This window comes from Lysinibacillus sp. NPDC093210 (assembly GCF_044753985.1).
In the GTDB taxonomy this organism is placed as follows: domain Bacteria; phylum Bacillota; class Bacilli; order Bacillales_A; family Planococcaceae; genus Lysinibacillus.
This window is the reverse complement of sequence record NZ_JBIVOE010000011.1, coordinates 1-18,050: the sequence shown is the minus strand read 5'-3', so window position 1 is coordinate 18,050 and position 18,050 is coordinate 1. Positions and strand designations below refer to the sequence as shown.

Below are 18,050 nucleotides of genomic sequence, written 5' to 3'. Positions count from 1 at the left end.
TGTCATACGCCCTTACATTCAATCGATAAATTATAGTTGCATTTTCTTTAGCTCATCTGTCATGAAATATAAATAGCCGTCCTTAATAAATAAATCCTTTGTGTCTTCTCTATTTAACACTTGTTCACCGCTTCCATCAGGGCGAATTTTTGTTAAATAAGCGCCATGCGAATAATTACTAAAGTATAGCCATCCATCTGCATAAACAATATATTGCGCACGCGTTTTAGTGACACGCTGCGCTTTTCCTGTAGTCATATCAAGCACGTACAACTTATTGTCATCAGAAATACTGCTATAAAACAACTGATTTCCTACTTGTGCCGGAAAATCGATATCTTGATAGTAGCTATAAATGGTACTTGTTGCTTTTGGATAATCATTTGCTATCCATGTATGATCACGCGCCATTGTGCGATCATCTACTAAAAAATATTGATACCTTATGGCACCGTTCCGATCAGGCACAGGATCATTCCACGTTGTATCAAGATGATACCATTGACCGTCAAGTTTCACTAAATTCCAAGCATGCCCTTCTTTACCGACATATCCAACAATATATTGAGTCTCCAAGCCAAGTTTTTGTAACAATGTATGTGCTAATAACGCATAGCCCTGACAAACACCGCCATGCTCAGCAAGCACGGTATAGGCACTATGTGGGCTTGACTTCGTTTGTTCTGTATAAGCCGTATTTGCTACTATATAATCATTAACGGCTCTGACCTTCTCCACATCTGTTTTCGCGCTTTTTTCAATTGTGGCTACTATTTCTTGAGCGTTCATCTCAACATAAGCTGCTTGCTCTGGCGTCATTAAATAGCTTTGCTCCCCAAAAATTTTGGCTGTTTTTCTCCCATATTCAAAGCGTATGGAATGCTTACTAATATGCCCATACACGAAATCATCTCTTTTTATTGCGCTGTCATAGGCCTCTTCTACAATCTTCTCGATTCGCTCTGTACTTCCCTTATATTGAATCTCATAGGTTGGTGAAAAGCTACTATAATAGGCATACATCGCATCCGCCATTTCCTTGGCATTTGTAACAACAAGCTTTGTCTCAGGCTGCTGTACGACCGGAGAAGTAACGGCTAGCGTTTGTTCCTTCACATCTTCAGGGTTTGCTGTTTGTATTGAGGCATCTTCTGAAAATTTAGTGGTAACATCAACAATTTTCTCCTTTGTTGCTAATAGCACCGTTTCAATGTCATCATTATTTGCCCAAGTAATGACCTGTTTTACTGTCGCTTTACCCGCTGTATAAATTGGTTCCAAGAAAATGATAAGTATTGCAATAATAGCTAGCTTTTTCCACAAAAATCTTCACCTCACACAGTTTCACTACTTTCATTATATACAAAAAAAACACAAAGAACTCAATTAGGAGCCCTTTTGTGCTTATAAATATATATGCATTGAACATGTGATATAGAAGCTTTCTGTTTAGCACACTATAAATTAGTTAATTTTCAGCTTTTGCTCTTTACCATTAACTTTATATACTAAATATCCGCTGTTAATCATTAAATCAGATACTGATTGCTTAACAACTACACCCGATTTTAATGTTTTCAAATTTAGTTTTGTTAAGTAACCGCTATTACTATAATCGCTATAATAAAGATTGTCTCCAACACCTGTAATATAAAGTGCTCGCGTATCAATTACCTTAGTCTTCTTACCACTTACCAAATCGAGTTTATACAATTTATCATTATCTGCTGTGTTACTAAAGAATAAAGTATTATTGATTTGGTGTGCAAAATGTACATTTTGCATAAAATTATATGCTGTACTTGTTGCTGCAGGATAATTTGAAGTAATCCAATTATGGTCTTTCTTTAGCTGAGCATCAGTTACAAGGAAATAATCGTACGAAGAAGCCCCTATCCGATTTGGCAACGGATCATTCCATGTTGTATCAAGGTGATACCACTTGCCATCAACCTTCACCATATTCCAAGCATGTGCTTCATTACCATTCACATAGCCTACTACATATTTTGTTTCAATCCCTGCTTGCTCTAACATTTTATATGCAGATAAAGCATAACCTTGACATACAGCCTGTCCTTCAAATAATAATGCGTATGCGCTATGTGGACTCGCCTTCGTTTTTGTACCATAAGTAGTATTTGACACTATATAATCATTTACTGCCTTTACTTTTTGAAATTGTGTCATGGATGGCTTAATAATTGTTTTTAATATGCCATCAATTTTATTCTGAACTGCAGATTCTTGTGCTGGAGTCGTAAAGTATTTCACTTTATAGGTCACGTTTCCTGTGGAATCAGCAGTCATAGTTATTCCTTGAAGATGACCACTGGCATAAGTAGCCTTTTGCTGTGCCGTTTCAAATGCTTCCATTAACTTTTTATCGAAGCTTGTCATTGAACCACTATATGTAACTTTAATTTCTGTAGCAAAATTGTTCAGTTGCTTTGCTATTTCATTTGTTAGTTGATCGAACGTTTCTATCTTTGCGCTTGCCACCACATTGTAAGCAATTGGTGCTTGCATGTTTAAAGGCTGACTTTGTGCATGGGCTACTGTTGGGCTTAACATCAACAATGTCGCACTGCTTAATATCCATTTTTTCAAAATAACTCACCTTCTCTTTTATAATATCTTTATCCTAATTATAAAAGAGAATATTACTTTAAATCCATCATACAAGTTCACTACATATGACCTTTTTCTACATTTATCGAAGTAAGCATTTAGGTTTTTAAACCTATCTTAATCATAAATCTAATAATTAAAAGTATTTTTTTGCAAATTCATTAACTTTCACTAATAACGAAACAAGCCCCGCCATGATAGCTTCTATCGGAAACTAAGACAAATAAGCCTCTGCAAAAAAGAGGCTTACGATTCTCCGACAAAAACTAAAAGAGGCGAGACTTGTCGTTTAACAAGCTTTTATATAAGGTAAGAGCTTAAAAATGTTTTAACTTTGGATACTAACGGCTTTTGACAACTAAATTTACCGCCTCTTGAATAACTTCATTCATTTTCTCGCCGTCACCCTCAGCATTTTGTACACATTCTAACAAATTTGTACTAACAATTACACCTACTGTGCGATCTACCGCTGAGCGCACTGCGGATAATTGTGTAATAACGGCTTTGCAATCCTTTTCTTCTTCCATCATTTTTAAAATACCGCGTAGTTGGCCTTCCATTCGCTTCACACGATTTTTCACTTGATCTGAATATTCCACATTCATTACCCCTTCTTTTATACTCGCTGCGTCAAGTTGAGTAATTATTATTCTTATCCTAGCACAAATTATTAGAAATACACGTGTTGCATTACTCTTACTACGGTTTCAAATATTTTATAAGCATCTTGGCCATTACTGTACCTGTATGTGTTAATTCATCGTATTGAATAATCGAATTCTTTTTTATGCGTAGCTGCCCAATTTCTACTTCGAAAATTGGACATTTTCTTTTTAGGGCCGCGACGAGCATATTTGTATCGTATTCAAAACGATCACCTTCCACCTCTATAAGCCATGGTAATTCTTTGACCTCTATGTAACGCAAGCCTGTTTGTGTATCCATTAGCTTTTTATGAAACAATAATTCAAACAATAAACTAGTTGCTCTGTTCCCCCAATACGAAAAGAACGTACTATCAGAGGAATGGAAATTGCGTATTCCTAAGACAATGCCTTCAGAGAACACTTTTGTCATAGTCAATACTAATTTAATATCCTCTAACGTATGTTGTCCGTGCGCCCCTACTGTGAGAACACCCTGAAAACCCTCTCGTTTAAACCGAATATAGGAGAAGGCCGTTTTTAACGCTCCACCCTTCCCAATATTCTGTTCATGTTGGAGAACTTTACATCTATCTATTTTCTTTAACTCTTCAAAAATATTTTCATATTTTTTATCGCTACCATCATTAACTATAACGACTTGAGTAACTGAGGTGGCTAATAATTGATGTACAAATGTTATAAATGAATGTTGCGGATTAAATGTTGGAATAATTGCTGCAATTTTTTTCATCCATCAATCCCCCCAAAGACTATAAACTAACTCTTAAATCAAATAGTATCATACCGAAGACAATTCAACTGAGGAATTCTGTGGAAAATGATCAATAACACTAATAATTTCCCGATATATGAAAAAAAGACTGTTACCGTTATTTAAGAAGAGGTGAGTACAATCGTCATACAATACGATATCCTTCACGATCAATGTGAAAAATTACATATTTTATCGTTTACACATATAGCGCAAAGCTTACAGGATGCTAGTAGCCACGCTATTACACAGCCTTCAATTTCTTTACAAAAGTCACGCCTCGTCCTTGAGGAGGTAGTCTATGACTTTTACGAGCTGGAAATGCAAGCGAAACCTAAACTAAAAAATATCCGAACACTATTAAATAATCGTAACTTTATATCAAAAATTCATCCACGTCGTATTTATTTATTAATGGAGCTTGTATTTAAAATGACAAGTACTAGCAACAATGACATCGTTGAAGCGAAGGCAGCTAAAATTGTCCTCGATTATGTTAGCGATATCGTTGAATGGTTTATTCACCGTTATGATCGTAGCCTGAAAGCATCTATTTCGACTCGAAAATTTCCTAAATTTGAAGATATATTGCCACCACTTGATACGAAGATGCTCGATCAGTACTCAGCTAAAGACTATGAACATGCTGCTAGTTGGTTTGAAATTTCCGCAAAAAAGGGCAATTCAAGTGCACAATACAATTTAGGCTTCCTTTATAATCACGGTCGAGGTGTTCAAAAAGACTATGCTTTAGCGAAGTTGTGGTATGAGAAAGCAGCCGCACAACTTGATGCCAATGCACTTTATAGTCTAGGGGTGCTTTATCATTTAGGACAAGGTGTTGAGCAAAATTATCAAGAGGCCGCCCATTATTATAAGTCTGCGGCAGATTTAGGAAATGCCGACGCACAGTATAATCTTGGTGTACTTTACAATCAAGGGCTCGGCCTTGCTATTGATTTTGAAGAGGCAGCAAAATGGTATATTTCAGCAGCCAATCAAGGTAACACAAGTGCACAAAATAATCTTGGCTTTCTCTATCATAATGGAACTGGTGTACAACAAAGCTTTGAGGAGGCTATAGCTTATTTTGAAATGGCAGCACTTGCTGGAGATGCAAGTGCACAGTATAACCTTGGCTATATGTATCTTAAAGGCCGTGGCATCTCACAAAATGTTGAGGAAGCTGCGCGATGGTTCCACCTAGCCGCACTTCAAGACCATACGAATGCAGAGTTTCAATTGGCCTTACTATACAATACAGGACAGGGCATACAGCAAGATCACATCGAAGCGATAAAGTGGTTTAAACTGGCGGCACATAAAGGGCATACCAATGCCCAATATTGTCTCGGCCTGCTTTACGAAAAAGAAAAAGATAGCACGCGTGCGGAAAGATGGTTTCAGCTTGCCGCTGACAATGGGCATATTAGTGCTGGCTATGAGCTTGGCCTTCTTTTCGTCTATCAGCTTCAACAGCTTGACAAAGCATTACAGTATTTTACAATTGCCGCTGAAAAAGGCTATGCTGATGCCCAATTCGAACTTGGTTTGTTATATGCAAACGGTGTTGGTGTAACATTGAATTATGACAAAGCAGTTCAATGGTGGAGAGCTGCAACAGACCAATCTCATATTCAAGCTGAATATCAATTAGGGTTATTATATGAACAAGGATTGGGCGTCTCCCAAGACTTAGATGAGGCTAGACGTTGCTATAGACTTGCTGCTATTCAAGGGCATTCAGGGGCTCAATATCAACTTGGTAATTTATTTGATAAGGGCACAGGAGTGAAACAAGATTTCACGGAGGCAGCTAGATGGATTGAACAAGCAGCATCTAAAGGACATGCCAAAGCCCAATACCAGTTAGCCCAAATGCATAGCAATGGACAAGGTGTCCCTAAAGATTTTGCGAGGGCAGCCCAACTTTATCGGCTTGCTGCAAATCAGGGTCACCAAAAAGCCCAGTTTCAGCTCGGCATGCTTTATAAGAAAGGACAGGGCGTAGCTCAAGATTATAATGAGGCAACACGTTGGCTTAAAAAATCACTAGAGCATTTAAATTGATATATGCTTAGGCGACTACTGACTCTAGTTTAAATGCAATGGCAAGCCCTCTTCTTGAACGAAATCAACGGTTACTCTAAAAAAAATATAGGCAAACTCAAATTGCTTTGAATTTGCCTACACACTGACCGCGTCTAATACTGGCGCGGTTTTATATTAATTTTTCATTTCCTCTTTTTGATTTACCATAAATGTCACAATAATAAATAATGCAAAACTAATTAACAAAGTGGTGCCACCTACAATAAAGAAAATTAAAGTAAATGTATGACCAAAGTTAAAAGGATTAATATTGTAGAACCACATACCAAGTGTTAAGCCAAAAACTCCAATAATCGCTGTCCAGCCATGTAACGCTACTAATTTTTGTGATTTCACTTTAAATGCGCGGTAAAAAATGCCCCATGCAAACATACTTAACCAGCCAACGAGTAAAACGTGCGCGTGAATTGGTCGAAATTCATAACTACCTGATCCTGACATATGCGAACCTAAGTACGTACCCACTAAAGCAAAAATCGCCGCGAGTCGAATAAGACGTAAACTCCATTTTTGTTCCATACGATAACTCCTCCAAGTTTTAACTTACATAGAAGTTTATCGATTGAACATGAACTTTACATGAACTCTATATTACAATTTTGGTAGGTGTATACAAACGCTTGTCCCTTCGTTCATTGCACTTTTCATTTGCACTTCCCCACCGTGCAATTCAACAATTTGTTTTACAATGGCAAGGCCGAGACCTGTCCCCTGTTTTGTTCTTGACTCGTCAGCTCGATAAAAACGGTCATATACCTTTTGCAATTGCTCAGCATTCATACCAATGCCACTATCCTCTATTAACACTTCTATGAAAGTAGATTGTTCTTGAAGATGTATGTGAATTTCTCCCCCATTAACATTGTATTTAATGGCGTTTGTTAATAAATTATCCCATACATTTTGTAGTAGCCCTGCATCACCTTTATATGTTACTGGCTCAATCTGATACGATAATTGCACATTAGCTTCTTCTAACTGCCAACGATATTTGCGCACAGTTTCCTTCAATTGTTCATCTAAATTGTACGGTTCTCTCTTTAGCATTCTTGTCGATTGATCGAGTGATGTTAGGAGTAACAGTTGCTTCGTCAATGTCGAAAGGCGCTTCGTTTCTAGTTCTATAATTGTCGCATATTCTTGTCGTTCAGGTTCAGAAAGCGTAGGGTTCTTCAGTAAATCTACATAGCCCTGAATATTCAATAAAGGCGATTGAAAGTCATGGGATACATTGCTTATAAATAGTTTACGAATTCTATCATTTTCCTGTAATTTTTCTGTCATCACATTAAAGCTATCTGCCAGTTGTCCAATTTCATCCGCTCGATCTATTTCAAGCAACGTATCAAACTTTTCATGTGCCAGTTGATGTGTTGCTTCTGTTAACTGTGTAATCGGTCTAATTAGTGCCTTTGCAAATAGCAGCATGGCAAGTAAACTTAGCACAGCCATTCCAAGGATAAGACCTCCTAATAGCGTATGTGCCTCAGAGAACAACAATCGAATATCTGGTCTAATAAACAGTGCATATTGTTCGTTATTATACGTAAAGGGTACACCAATGGTATTAATGAGTTCGTTCGCAAAAAAGCCTGTCATAAAGGTCTCTTTTGGGAAATCACGCATCCCATGATAAACTTCCCCTTCTAATACACGCTGGATAACATCTGCCGACAATTTTTTATCTCGGTATTCGCCGCCAAAAAAGCGATGTTCCTCTCCCGTTGTAACATAAATTTGATAACCAATCTCTCCAAGTGTTGTTAAATAGCTATCTAAATCCATTTGCTTCGCTGATTCGATATATTCGACAATATCCTCTGCAATCGCAACATTTTTAGCATCATTTTTTCCTTTAGTCACTTGATGATAATACGTATTCGTCATTAAAAACCCAATACATAAACTGCCAATCATAATGAGCATAGTTGTGACAACAAACTTACTATATAACGTCTTCATGTCGCACTAACCTCAAGCTTATAACCGACGCCACGTACCGTTGTAATCTCAACATTTGTATCATAGCGATGCAAGCGCTCGCGAATCCGCTTCACATGTGTATTTAACGTTTGCTCGTCCCCTTCATAATCGTAGCCCCATACTTGCTCCATAATAATGCTACGTGTAAATACTTGATTTGGACGAGATGCAAGTAGCGCCAATAGCTCGAATTCCTTTAAGGGCAAAATAAGTGTTTCTCCACCAATTGTAACCTCAAAGCTACGTCGATCAATTTCGAGCTTACCAACCTGTATTGTTACTTGATTCTTTTTATCAAGCCTACGTAAAATCGCTGCAATACGAAATAGCAACTCCTTTGGCTCGAACGGCTTAACGACATAGTCATCTGAACCAGCTAAAAAGCCACGCTCCTTATCTTCAAGCTCTCCTTTTGCCGTTAATAACAGCACCGGTATATCGTAATCCTTACTTAAAATTTCAGTTAGAGTAAAGCCATCCATTCCTGGCATCATAACATCAACAACTGCCAAATCGGGCATATTTCCATCAAGCAATTGCAAAGCTTGCTCGCCATTCTCTGCCTGTAATACTTGATAGCCCTCTCGCGTTAAATAAATATTGACTAACTGTAAAATATGGACGTCATCATCGACCACTAAAATTTTCATTTATCCTTGCCCCCCATTCAATATATTGCACTAGGAGTTCAGTTCCTAACTTACGCTTTATGAAAAAAAGGCTGACCTATAAGCCAGTCTAACAATAATATATGACTTGCTACGTAAAAACCCACTGCTAGCAGTGTAAATTGTTTGAGTGACTGGCACTTGCTATTGACTTCTTTCTGCGCAAAAATACACTCCGCTTTCCGCGGGCACAGTGTAAGTCGCAACCCTCGCTACACGCGGTTTGTTGCGTCTAACATTCTGTGCGTTCCCGCAGGAGTCTTCGTGAATTTTTACTTGGCACCCACTGCTAGCAGTGTAATTGTTTGAGTGACTGGCACTTACGCTTTTTGACAGCCTTTTTATTTTATAATGAAAATATAGAAACCAACAGCAATATAAGTAGTGGCAAGCCAATGACGATATAGCCTCTTGGGTTTGCAAAGTTCATTGTCCAACCTACACCAAAACGCTTCTCCACAAACACAGATGGATCTTGACGATTCATATAAATAAGACCGCCCTTCCAATAACGATCCTCATCAATATCCATTAACTCTGACACCACATTATCCTTATAATTCAATCGTAACTGTCGCTTTTTCCATGCATAAACAAGTACTGAGCCTATTATTAAAATAAGAAAAGCCAGAAATAATGGAAGTAGTTTTTTTCCTTCAGCCATTGAAGGGTAGATATTACTTAACTGCAGTATTGTTAATAATCCTGTTAAACTATAGCTGACTAACGCTATATTCCAGCTCATAAATTTTCGTGTTTTTAATTCGCTTTCCAAAGACTCCTGCTGACGATTAATAGACAATCGAATCGCCGAACGCTTTAGTGAATCAGCAGTGCCCCACATCATACATTGCATCATTAACATGACTAGTGGTAGCGCAATCGCTGAAAAATATGTTTTTTCTCGCCACGCATCTGCCGCTCCGCTTGGTCCCCAATGTACCGCAACAGCATTTGGTATTTGATCATAATGCAACAACGTAAATAGGATAAGAAAAACAGTGACACCTATAGGTACCACATAAAATGGCCAAGGTAGTATTTCATCACGGCTACGGGCTGTTAAATCGACTGCTCTCACTTGTTTTATATTTATGCCCCATTGCTCACGTATTTTCAACTTCATTATTTGTTGATGGTTAAACCAGTATAGCACCATACTGACAGCTAGCATTCCAAATAAGCAGCTAAGCAAAAGAATACCTTGTTCACTTTCAGAAGGAGCGAGTAACCAATAAAACACAAGCATAATAATTAAAATTAACGCCCCAAAAAGACCTACTGTTTGCGCATAACGCTTTTTCGCAATAGCTAATGCAGAATGCTTTACATGTTGTTCAGGTACGGTAACTCCAAATACGATTGTTTCACGTACAATATAAGGGACAAAGATTTGCATAGCTAATGTCATGATATACAGAATTGTAAAAATACCTAGTAGCATGCTACACCCCTTCTATTGGCAGTTGCAAATCTGCAAATACCTTTTTCATCATGTGCTCAATTTGATCAGCTGTTGCGCCGAGCACCATTCCTTCTGCCACAACAGGCTTTAAGTTTTTTTCAATCTGCTGTAACTGTTCTGGCGTTAATGCACGCTCCTCAGTTGAACGAATAATTGCACCTGATTTAGCACGAATTGTGATGATTCCCTTCGCCTCAAGCTCATGGTAACTCTTATTAACAGTATGCATATTAACACCTAAATCAGCCGCTAAACTACGCACAGATGGTAACATATCTCCTGGTCCCATGTCTCCCCTTGCAATACCCTCTATAATTTGCCGTGTAACCTGTTCATAGATAGGCACATCCGATAAGGGCTCTATTTGAATAAACATCTATATCAGCTCCATATTTGTTATACAATTAGTATAACAAAATTCAAGTTTTATGCATAGAGAAATTGGGGTATCTCGTAAGGACTTCAATTTTTCTATAAAGAATTTTTTATCGTATCAATAAACTTATTTACAAGTAAACTTTGCTTCTCATTTTTCCTTGTACAAATAGCAACTTTATGTTTACTATGAATCCCCTGTACAAATACTCTTGCCAATTGCCCATTATGAACATACTCTTTAACCGCAAGTGATGAAATAAAAATTGCGCCATATCCAGCCATAACCGATCGAATTGTTTCATTTATTCCACTAAATTGCAGTGCAATTTTTGGAGGATTTACTTGATGGGTTTCACAGAGTGAAAAGAGGTGATCTCTCATGGAGCTCCCTTCCTCGCGCATAATAAAAGGTTCCTTCATCATATCCGCTATAGAAATAGTTTGATTTGCATAAGGGTGTTCAGGTGCCACAACAAACCACAGGTCATCTTCAAAGAGCTCCTCCCATAATACTTCCTCAGGTCTCTCAGATATTCCACCTCCATAAATAGCAATATCTGCTTTATAGTGTATAAGCTGCTCAAATGCTTCTTTTGTATTGGCCGTTGTAACAACTAAATTAACATCTTCGTTTAAGCCTTTAAAAGTAGCTGCCCATTTCGGAATTAAAAAATTAGCAGGTAAATAAGTAGCAACAATATGAATAGACCCTGTCCTTGCAAGGCGATAGTCTTCAATAAATGACTCAATGTATTGCTCAAGAGAAATAAGATTTTGCGCCTTTTCCGCTAACGCCTCACCGAATTCAGTCAATACTATGCCTCTGCCTTGTTGTTTAAACAATGATACGCCTATTTCCTGCTCGAACCTTTTAATTTGGCTAGAAACTGCTGGCTGACTAATATGCAATAATTCAGCAGCCTTTGTAAAACTACCTGTTTTAGCTACTTGGTAAAATAATTTTAATGCGTGACTATTCATGCCCTCTCCTCACTCATAATTTAAAGTTATGAATTAGTAATTATTATATATTTTTATTATAGTTCATTTTATCATACACTTTATTTGCAGTTTAAATCACTATAGAAACGAGGAATTATACTATGTTAACAAACAATGTTTGGCATGACGTGGATGAATATTTTATAAATAAGCTAATTCCATTTGATGAAACAATGGAGAATGTCCTACAAACAAATAAAAATGCTGGCATTCCTGAAATTGATGTATCACCCACACAAGGGAAATTACTTTACCTGCTAGCAAAAATAAAAGGTGCTCAAAACATTTTAGAAATCGGTACTCTTGGTGGCTACAGTAGTATATGGCTTGCTCGTGCGCTCCCTGAATCAGGAAAGGTTTACACACTAGAGATTGAACCAACGTATGCAGAAGTGGCGAAGCAAAACATCCTAAAAGCAGGCTGTAGCAGCAAAGTAGAAGTGATTGTAGGAAATGCATTGCATTCATTGCCTACAATTAAAAATTCAGGACATTTATTCGACCTTATTTTCATTGATGCAGATAAACCAAATAATCCTCAGTATTTAAAATGGGCTTTAGAATTAGCGAATAGTGGAGCACTTATCATTGCTGATAATGTAGTGCGAAACGGTGAAGTCATCGATGATAAAAACGAAGATGAACGAGTACAAGGTGTGCGTCGATTTATAGATTTATTAGAACAAGAACCACGTATCGAATCTACAGCCATTCAAACCGTTGGAATTAAAGGATATGACGGTTTCGTGCTAGCGATCGTTAAATAACGAAAAAGAGATGTCTCATGTATTCATGAGACATCTCCCTCTACTATTACATAGTCACTACCGCTAGTTCTTCTCTCAAACGTGCGACCGCTTCTTCTACTGCAACTACTTGTCCTAATTCAATGAGTGATTCACCGATTAGTTTCACTGCTTGTTCGAGCATAGCAGGTGTTGTATTACCCATATGTCCAATGCGGAATGCTTTACCTGCTAAATGTGCCAAAGAACCGGCAACTATGACGCCTTTTTCTGCAAGCTTTGCTCGGAACTTGGCATCCTCTACCCCTTCAGGATAGAGCATACAGCTTAAAGTTGGTGCTGCTACAGTCTCATCTGCAAGTGCCACCATGCCATACGTAGATAATGCGAAACGCACAGCACGCCCATATGCGTTATGGCGGGCCTCACGCTTTGCAATCCCTTCATCTAAAACCATCTTCATAGCAACATCATAGGCATAAATTAAATTCACAGGTGGTGTTGCAAAATATTTTCCTGGATCATTCATAACTGGTATCCAGTTTTCAATATCGCAGTAGTATGCTGGTATCGTTCCAAGTGCTTCGCGGGCCTTTAAAGCAGATTGATTAAACGCAATAATTGCTAATCCTGGTGGTACGCCAATAGCCTTTTGTGAACCAGTTAATACAACATCTAATTTATAGTCAGAGTGCCCATATACTTTATTCATATTTTCATCCAATGCGGCTGTTGCAACAACTCCGTCTAAAATTACAAGAGCCCCCGCTTTTTTAATAATTGGAACTAATGCATCTAAATCTGAGACAACACCTGTAGATGTATCTGCATGAGTAATAGTGACTGCTTTAAAATTACCCCCAGCTAATTTTGCCTTTACAGCAGCTAGTTCAACTTGTTTACCCCACTCTGCCTGTAGCACTTCTACCTTAATACCATAGGCGGTTGCTAAAGGTGTAAAACGATCCCCAAAATACCCATGACTAATGACAAGTATTTTTTCTCCCTTGCCCACTGTATTGACAATCGCCATTTCCATTGCTAGCGTTCCTGAGCCTGCTAGTACAAACACCTCGCCATCCGTTTGGAGCAGTTCTTTTGTCTGTGCTAATGCATTTTTATAAATCGCAACAAATCGTGGATCTGTATGCCCACGCGTCTCGCTCGCCAAAGCATCATATATCTCATCAACTACTGGTGTAGGACCAGGAATTAATAGCATTTCCTTATTACCCATTTCTTTTCCCCCTTTAATATATCTTCCCGTGTATAGAAAAATGCCTTACAAGCCCCCCATCTAAGCTCGTAAGACATCTTGCACCCCATTTTTAAATCTCATTACTTACTATTAATATAAGTAGACCCCTTTTATTAAACAATGCTCATTGTGTATAAGTAAAGAACAGGGGAACAGACCCCGCTCGTTACATTAGTAGAATTCGTGAGCTGCATTCGAGTTCAGCCCACTGTATTTTAGAAAAGTAGGATATGTTCGTTAGTAGATTCCTATCAATTAACTTAATTTTTCATAGCCTGGAAGTGTCAAGAATTCCACGAACTCATCTTGTTCAATTAAAGATTTAAACAGCTCAGCAGCTTCATCGTAGCGACCGCTGTTATAAGCCTGTTCCCCAACAGCCTCTTTAATTTTCACAAGCTCTTCTTCCAAAATTTCTAGCACGAATGCTAATGTAATACCTCTTCCATCATCTAAAATACCCTTTGGATGACGAATCCATTGCCATACTTGTGTACGGGAGATTTCTGCTGTTGCAGCATCCTCCATCAAGTTGTTAATTGGTGCAGCACCGTTGCCTCGTAACCAAGAAGCAATGTACTGAACTCCAACACTACAGTTAATTTGAAGACCTTCAAGTGTAATTGTACCTTCTGGAACAGCCACTAAATCTTCAGCCTTAACATTCACATCTTCGCGTTTTTTATGAATTTGATTTGGTGTCTCCATAATTGCATCAAACTGCTCCATAGCCGTTGCGACCATACCAGGGTGTGCTACCCAAGTTCCATCATGACCATCAGTTGCCTCCCGACGTTTGTCTTCAGCAACCTTTGCAAATGCTACTGCATTCGCTTCGTCATCCCCTTTAACAGGAATTTGCGCCGCCATACCGCCCATAGCTGGTGCGTTACGTTTATGACATGTTTGAATACATAAAGATGTATAAGCCTTCATAAATGGAACTGTCATCGTTACTTGACCACGATCAGGTAAAATCACGTCAGGTTGATTGCGCAGGCGTTTAATATAGCTGAAAATATAATCCCAACGGCCACAGTTCAGACCTGCTGAATGGTCGCGAAGCTCATATAAAATTTCATCCATTTCAAAAGCAGCCAATATTGTTTCAATTAAAACTGTAGCTCTAATTGTACCTTGTGGAATACCAATGTAATCCTGTGCAAAGACAAAAACATCATTCCATAATCGAGCCTCTAAATGGCTTTCTAACTTTGGCAGGTAGAAGTATGGACCTGTACCTTTTGCTAGTGCATTTTTAGCATTGTGGAATAAATATAGAGCAAAATCAAAGAAACTACCTGATATAGGTTCTCCATCCACTAGTACATGCTTTTCCAGTAAATGAAGACCACGTGGACGTACTAATAATACAGCTGTTTCATTGTTTAATTTATATGTTTTACCATTTGACGCTTGTGTAAATTCAATAGTCTTATTAATGGCATCACGCATATTGATTTGACCAGCAATCATGTTTTCCCATGTCGGAGCAGATGCATCCTCAAAACAAGCCATGAACATTTTCGCACCAGAGTTCAACGCATTAATAACCATTTTGCGGTCTACTGGTCCAGTAATTTCTACTCGTCGATCTTGTAAATCTGCTGGCAGTGGCGCTATCGTCCAATCTCCCTCACGAATATGCTTTGTATCTGGTAGGAAGTCGAGTTTCTCACCAGCATCAAGACGTTTTTGACGTTCTTGACGAGCCTCTAAAAGCTCTTTACGACGAGCATCGAACTTTTCATGCAGGGCAAGAACAAACTCAAGGGCTTCCGGTGTTAAAATTTCTTTTGTTTGCTCGTTTTGTTCCCCAACAATATTAAGCTTACCTGTAGTTACCTGTTCCATTAGTAGTTCCCCCACTCTCGTGATTTAAGTTCCCCCCGCTTAGGAGGTGCGAGGGAAACTTATCTATGATTATGAATTTAGGAATTAACGTAATTGAATTAAACGAATTGTTCAGTTTCTGTAGATCCTGCCATTGCTGTTGTTGAAGAAGTACCACCTGAAATAACTTGTGACACATCATCGAAGTAACCTGTACCTACTTCACGTTGGTGGCGAGTTGCCGTATAGCCCTTAGATTCAGAAGCAAACTCAGCTTGTTGTAGTTTAGAGTATGCCGCCATTCCGTTATCTTTATAGTCATGAGCTAGCTCAAACATAGAGTGGTTTAATGCATGGAAGCCTGCTAATGTTACGAATTGGAATTTGTATCCTAATTTTCCGAGCTCACGTTGGTATTCTGCGATTTCTTCTTCTGAAAGGTTTGCTTTCCAGTTAAATGAAGGTGAGCAGTTGTAAGCAAGCATTTTACCTGGGAATTCAGCATGAATCGCTGCTGCAAATTCGCGTGCTTCTTCAAGTGATGGCTTAGACGTTTCACACCAGATTAAATCCGCGTATGGTGCATATGCTAAACCGCGTGCAATTGCTTGTTTGATGCCTGGTTTTGTACGGAAGAAGCCTTCAGGTGTACGTTCACCAGTTATAAATTCTGCATCACGTGGATCGATATCTGAAGTTACCATATCTGCTGCATCAGCATCCGTACGTGCGATTAGAATTGTATCTACGCCCATTACATCTGTTGCTAGACGAGCTGCAATTAAGTTACGAACAGCATTTTGTGTAGGAAGTAATACTTTCCCTCCTAAATGCCCGCATTTTTTCTCAGAAGCTAATTGGTCTTCTAAATGAACACCTGCAGCTCCAGCCTCAATCATTCCTTTTACAAGTTCAAATACATTTAGAGGACCACCGAAACCAGCTTCAGCATCTGCAACGATAGGAGCAAACCAATCAAAGTCATCTACACGACCTTCAGCATGATCGATTTGATCAGCGCGTTGTAGTGCTTGATTAATACGTTTTACTACAGCTGGTACAGAGTTAGCTGGGTATAATGATTGGTCAGGATACATTTGTCCTGAAAGGTTAGCATCGGCAGCTACTTGCCAGCCTGATAAGTAGATTGCTTGTAATCCTGCTTTTACTTGTTGTACCGCTTGATTACCTGTTAGTGCACCTAATGCATTAATGAATGGCTCTTCATGTAGGGATTTCCAAAGTCGTGTAGCACCTTTAGTTGCTAAAGTTTGCTCAATTACAACAGACCCCTGTAATTTAACTACTTCTTCAGCTGTATATGCGCGCTCAATACCAGCCCAACGCGGGTTTTCTGCCCATTGTTTTTCTAAAGCTTGGATTTTTTCTTGACGTGTTGACATATTGAAATTCCACCTTCCCCTTTGTATAAAATATACTCTGTTAAAAAACTTTTTAAAATCTGTTCCATAACAGGTTTATTTGTTGTAAATTAATATATAACAGTACATCTGAATTTTCATTATTTTTAGATAAAATGCCGAATTTTAATGATAAAACTACCTTTTTTAGCGACAAAATTTGGTAAACTGTTTACAAACAAGGGGGATAATCACAATGAATAATGAATTAGATTCTTTACAAAAAGATATTTCACAACAATTTATTACGATGTTACAAGACTGGATTCCAACAAATTCGTCCATCGCCATTGCTGTTCAAAACTCCTATATCTATTTTCACTCTGGATCGCACAGTATTCACTTAGAAGCAGGGCGGCAAGTCGAGCTAGGCAGCATCGCAGAGCAAGTATTACAAACAAAAAAACGCACAGACGCAATCTTAGATAATACCTTATTCGGAACACCGTATTACGGTATTGGCTATCCAATACATATACAGGACACCCTAGCTGCATTAGTAGTTATTTTACCTTCAACTTTTACTGCACAGAAATTAGAACCGTATCAATTCTTAACTGGTAAGCGAGAGGAAGAATGGAACCCTGTTGCCATTGAAAAAATATCCTATATCGAAAGCCTGCAGAAAAAAACATGGTTCTATGTAGAAAAGGAACAGTTTAAAACAAGTATTACTCTCAAGGAGCTACAAATGCGACTACCACCATTTTTTATTCGCATTCATCGATCTTATATTGTTAATATTCACTTCATAAAAAAGATGGCGCGTGATCTCACTTCCAATTTTATCGTTACGTTAAAAGACGGGACAGAACTACCAGTCAGCCAATCCTATCTTAATAACTTGCGAAACGCCCTTGAATTTTAATAGACAAAATAAAAACAGCTGCATAAACAGCTGCTCCAGATTGTCAACGAATGATTACTAGACAATTTTCTAGTCTGTCGAATAGCCTCAATATGATTTCAGCGGGGCTTATTCAGACAGAATGCTTTAAATACAAAAAAACCTGAGAATATATTCTCAGGTTTTTATTTGCCTAGCGACGTCCTACTCTCACAGGGGGAAGCCCCCAACTACCATCGGCGCTAAAGAGCTTAACTTCCGTGTTCGGTATGGGAACGGGTGTG

The 18,050-nt window shown here is 38.4% G+C and carries 16 protein-coding genes and 1 rRNA gene; 3 read left to right on the top strand and 14 right to left on the bottom strand.

Annotated elements, in window-relative coordinates; all coding sequences use genetic code 11:
* Positions 1 to 30: 30 nt before the first annotated feature.
* The 4 genes from ACIP9C_RS20440 to ACIP9C_RS20425 form a co-directional block, all read right to left on the bottom strand.
* On the bottom strand, positions 31 to 1,323 hold the full coding sequence (locus ACIP9C_RS20440; RefSeq protein ID WP_401013860.1) for a transglutaminase domain-containing protein: 1,293 nt from the start codon (positions 1,321 to 1,323) through the stop codon (positions 31 to 33).
* A 141-nt stretch (positions 1,324 to 1,464) separates the two neighbouring features.
* Positions 1,465 to 2,610 carry a transglutaminase domain-containing protein gene (locus tag ACIP9C_RS20435; RefSeq protein ID WP_401013857.1) on the bottom strand — a complete coding sequence of 382 codons (1,146 nt, stop codon included), beginning with the start codon at positions 2,608 to 2,610 and terminating at the stop codon, positions 1,465 to 1,467.
* Between the two features lie 362 nt (positions 2,611 to 2,972).
* The gene (locus ACIP9C_RS20430; protein ID WP_010857552.1) at positions 2,973 to 3,233 is read right to left on the bottom strand and encodes a metal-sensitive transcriptional regulator; all 261 of its coding nucleotides are present in this window, start codon (positions 3,231 to 3,233) and stop codon (positions 2,973 to 2,975) included.
* A gap of 100 nt (positions 3,234 to 3,333) precedes the next feature.
* Positions 3,334 to 4,032, bottom strand: coding sequence for a glycosyltransferase family 2 protein (locus tag ACIP9C_RS20425; RefSeq protein ID WP_401013853.1), 699 nt, complete (start codon positions 4,030 to 4,032; stop codon positions 3,334 to 3,336).
* Positions 4,033 to 4,185: 153 nt separating this feature from the next.
* Between ACIP9C_RS20425 and ACIP9C_RS20420 the strand changes: the two genes are divergently transcribed.
* Positions 4,186 to 6,123, top strand: a complete 1,938-nt coding sequence (locus ACIP9C_RS20420; RefSeq protein WP_401013850.1) for an SEL1-like repeat protein — start codon at positions 4,186 to 4,188, stop codon at positions 6,121 to 6,123.
* Positions 6,124 to 6,279: 156 nt separating this feature from the next.
* Here the strand turns inward: ACIP9C_RS20420 and ACIP9C_RS20415 are convergent, their stop codons facing one another.
* From ACIP9C_RS20415 to ACIP9C_RS20390, 6 genes are all read right to left on the bottom strand, one after another.
* On the bottom strand, positions 6,280 to 6,684 hold the full coding sequence (locus ACIP9C_RS20415) for a hypothetical protein (RefSeq protein WP_401013848.1): 405 nt from the start codon (positions 6,682 to 6,684) through the stop codon (positions 6,280 to 6,282).
* Positions 6,685 to 6,756: 72 nt separating this feature from the next.
* Entirely contained in the window at positions 6,757 to 8,127 is a 1,371-nt protein-coding gene (locus ACIP9C_RS20410; protein WP_401013846.1) for a HAMP domain-containing sensor histidine kinase, read from the bottom strand.
* Entirely contained in the window at positions 8,124 to 8,798 is a 675-nt protein-coding gene (locus ACIP9C_RS20405; RefSeq protein WP_401013843.1) for a response regulator transcription factor, read from the bottom strand. The genes ACIP9C_RS20410 and ACIP9C_RS20405 overlap by 4 nt, the downstream gene beginning before the upstream one ends.
* A gap of 364 nt (positions 8,799 to 9,162) precedes the next feature.
* Complete coding sequence (locus ACIP9C_RS20400) at positions 9,163 to 10,260, bottom strand: DUF1648 domain-containing protein (RefSeq protein ID WP_401013840.1); 1,098 nt, start codon at positions 10,258 to 10,260, stop codon at positions 9,163 to 9,165.
* A 1-nt stretch (position 10,261) separates the two neighbouring features.
* Positions 10,262 to 10,657 (bottom strand): GntR family transcriptional regulator, encoded by a 396-nt coding sequence (locus ACIP9C_RS20395; protein ID WP_401013837.1) that lies wholly within the window; start codon positions 10,655 to 10,657, stop codon positions 10,262 to 10,264.
* A gap of 95 nt (positions 10,658 to 10,752) precedes the next feature.
* Positions 10,753 to 11,640, bottom strand: coding sequence for a LysR family transcriptional regulator (locus tag ACIP9C_RS20390; protein ID WP_401013834.1), 888 nt, complete (start codon positions 11,638 to 11,640; stop codon positions 10,753 to 10,755).
* A 122-nt stretch (positions 11,641 to 11,762) separates the two neighbouring features.
* Here ACIP9C_RS20390 and ACIP9C_RS20385 point away from each other — a divergent pair, with 122 nt between their 5' ends.
* The gene (locus ACIP9C_RS20385) at positions 11,763 to 12,428 is read left to right on the top strand and encodes an O-methyltransferase (RefSeq protein ID WP_401013831.1); all 666 of its coding nucleotides are present in this window, start codon (positions 11,763 to 11,765) and stop codon (positions 12,426 to 12,428) included.
* A gap of 46 nt (positions 12,429 to 12,474) precedes the next feature.
* On the opposite strand, the gene ACIP9C_RS20380 is transcribed toward ACIP9C_RS20385, so the two are convergent.
* From ACIP9C_RS20380 to aceA, 3 genes are all read right to left on the bottom strand, one after another.
* The gene (locus ACIP9C_RS20380) at positions 12,475 to 13,644 is read right to left on the bottom strand and encodes a pyridoxal-phosphate-dependent aminotransferase family protein (RefSeq protein ID WP_401013828.1); all 1,170 of its coding nucleotides are present in this window, start codon (positions 13,642 to 13,644) and stop codon (positions 12,475 to 12,477) included.
* A gap of 276 nt (positions 13,645 to 13,920) precedes the next feature.
* Positions 13,921 to 15,519 carry a malate synthase A gene (gene aceB, locus ACIP9C_RS20375; protein ID WP_401013825.1) on the bottom strand — a complete coding sequence of 533 codons (1,599 nt, stop codon included), beginning with the start codon at positions 15,517 to 15,519 and terminating at the stop codon, positions 13,921 to 13,923.
* A gap of 98 nt (positions 15,520 to 15,617) precedes the next feature.
* Complete coding sequence (gene aceA / locus ACIP9C_RS20370) at positions 15,618 to 16,901, bottom strand: isocitrate lyase (RefSeq protein ID WP_340821414.1); 1,284 nt, start codon at positions 16,899 to 16,901, stop codon at positions 15,618 to 15,620.
* 214 nt (positions 16,902 to 17,115) lie between these two features.
* On the opposite strand from aceA, the gene ACIP9C_RS20365 reads away from it, so the two are divergent.
* Positions 17,116 to 17,787 carry a LytTR family DNA-binding domain-containing protein gene (locus ACIP9C_RS20365; protein ID WP_401013822.1) on the top strand — a complete coding sequence of 224 codons (672 nt, stop codon included), beginning with the start codon at positions 17,116 to 17,118 and terminating at the stop codon, positions 17,785 to 17,787.
* Between the two features lie 170 nt (positions 17,788 to 17,957).
* Here ACIP9C_RS20365 and rrf read toward each other — a convergent pair.
* Positions 17,958 to 18,050: ribosomal RNA gene (rrf, locus tag ACIP9C_RS20360) — 5S ribosomal RNA — on the bottom strand; the annotation flags it as partial.